Origin of the sequence: Halobacillus sp. BBL2006 (assembly GCF_000786645.1) — a bacterium.
Classification (GTDB): Bacteria; Bacillota; Bacilli; order Bacillales; family Halobacillaceae; genus Halobacillus.
Window position 1 is genome coordinate 1 of sequence record NZ_JRNX01000826.1, and the last position, 2,006, is coordinate 2,006.

Here is a 2,006-nt window from a genome sequence, read left to right on the forward strand (position 1 = left end):
CTTTTTTATCCCATATGATGATGCTGATCAACGGGCTGGTGCTTCGGGGTCGCATCGAATAGACTTCCCCCTATGAGATATCCAGCTACGAGCAGCAAAATAAGAAATGGTTTCAAAAACCACTTTTTAGAAGTAATCTGATTATGATTAGAAGATAGATTTGTAAGCACCGGGTAGAGAAGAAGACTAGTGGCCGCCAAAGTTAATAATAATTGTATGAAGAGGAGGGATTGGTTTGGCAGGACCATTTCACTTAGCATGGCCCCCATCAGTCCACCCATCAAGCCAGCAGTAACACCTTCCAGAGTTGAAACGACTCCTAATTTAAAGCTGCATAAACCTGAAAGGATTGCTCCTCCACTGAGGCTGATGAGCAAGGATAAAAACAGGTTGTCCTGATAAAAGGCAGCTCCTAGCAGCCCAATGACCAACCCAAGGCTTGTACCCGTGGCCATTGCTATGACCATCTTCTGGCTGTGATGAAGAGTCCTATGGAATCTGCTGGCTAAAATGATGGAGGCAATAACAATGACCCCGACTGTAACTATCGAAAATATATGGAATTCACTCACTTGTAACCACTCCTTATTAGACCTTTCATTAGATTATATGACGATCATCTACAAGTAGAATTTATTCGAATGCAAAAAAGGAGAAGTGGCGATTCCTGTGGAATAAAATACATAGAATCCTATCACAGGGAAGAGGGGAGAGAATGACTAGTTTATTTGATACGTATAGTCCTAAAATCATGACAAGTCCCCATACGAACTATTGCGAATATCGACCTCATCCCTTTTTAGAGCCATATGTATGCTGCTACTGGAGTTCTGAGCCGAAAGCTATAATCGATGACCCGAACTGTACTTCAACCATAATTCCAGATGGGTGTACAGACATTATTATCGAATACAATAAACTCTCAGAAGAATGTGACATTCTACATTGTGGCATTTTTGAAGATTACTTCACGTTTAAAGAAGATCCTTATTCCGTAAAAAAGTCATTCGGCATCCGCTTCTATCCGGGAAAGTTTACGGCATTTGTTAGTCATAATGCGAAAGAAGCGGCTCAGAGGCTTACTGGTTTGGAGGATATTAATCCTTCCTTAACGCGGAAGTTACGCGAAGCCTTTTATGCTTCACCAAACGTTTACGAGTTGATTCAAACTTGTGATCGAATCCTGATCAGCGTCTTAAAGTCTGATGTAAGAATGATTAGGAATGAAAGTCGATTAGATAACCTTCTCTTTCGTATTTTATCTTCTAGCGGAATGGCCGCAGTAAGTGATCTCAGTGAAAAAGAAGTGATCGGCAAACGGCGTATTCAGCGCTTGTTTGATCAACACATCGGCATGAGCCCCAAGAAGTTCAGCCAGGTTATACGGTTTCAATCGGTTCTCTGCGAATGGATTGACCGTTCTTCCTCTTCAAGGCTCAAACAGCCCGACCATCTCGACTTTTATGATCAATCTCATTTTTCAAAAGATATAAAAAAGAGGATCGGAGTGACACCTTATTCGTTAAAAGTGTCCGATTTTTACAATACAGAGGAGCAGACTAACGGTACAATATAGGCAGATTTTAAAAAAGGAGTGGAAGAATGATCCCACAAAGAGTTTCATTAATTACACTAGGAGCCGAAGATTTACCGAAACTGAGATCTTTTTATCAAAAATTAGATTGGGAGGAAGCCGATATTAGCTCTGATACTTATGCCGTTTTTAAAACGGCGGGAGTGATGCTTACACTATTTCCATTGGAAGAGTTGGAGAAGGATGCAGGAGTGGAATTGAATCGATCATCTGGCGGCTACAACCCAGTCACACTTGCGATCAATGTCGATGAAAAAGAACAGGTAGATGAAGTCATTGAAAAAGTAAGAGAGCTCGGGGGAGAAATTTTACGGGAGCCGAGTAATGCGTTCTGGGGAGGGCGAACCTCCTATTTTGCAGATCCTGAGAACAATTTATGGGAAGTGGCTTGGAATCCAGATGCCACTTTTGA

The 2,006-nt window shown here is 41.6% G+C and carries 3 protein-coding genes; 2 read left to right on the forward strand and 1 reads right to left on the reverse strand.

The genetic code is table 11. The features are described from left to right. Positions 1-5: 5 nt before the first annotated feature. Positions 6-572 carry a hypothetical protein gene (locus tag LD39_RS20125; protein WP_052158977.1) on the reverse strand — a complete coding sequence of 189 codons (567 nt, stop codon included), beginning with the start codon at positions 570-572 and terminating at the stop codon, positions 6-8. A gap of 143 nt (positions 573-715) precedes the next feature. On the opposite strand from LD39_RS20125, the gene LD39_RS20130 reads away from it, so the two are divergent. Then, positions 716-1,576, forward strand: a complete 861-nt coding sequence (locus LD39_RS20130) for a helix-turn-helix domain-containing protein (RefSeq protein ID WP_035552745.1) — start codon at positions 716-718, stop codon at positions 1,574-1,576. A 26-nt stretch (positions 1,577-1,602) separates the two neighbouring features. Beyond that, on the forward strand, positions 1,603-2,006 hold a 404-nt coding region (locus LD39_RS20135), incomplete at its 3' end, for a VOC family protein (protein WP_035552749.1).

Excerpts from the sequence above, each read along its gene's own strand:
- LD39_RS20130 (WP_035552745.1), top strand. The coding sequence starts at position 716 with ATGACTAGTTTATTTGATACGTATAGTCCTAAAATCATGACAAGTCCC.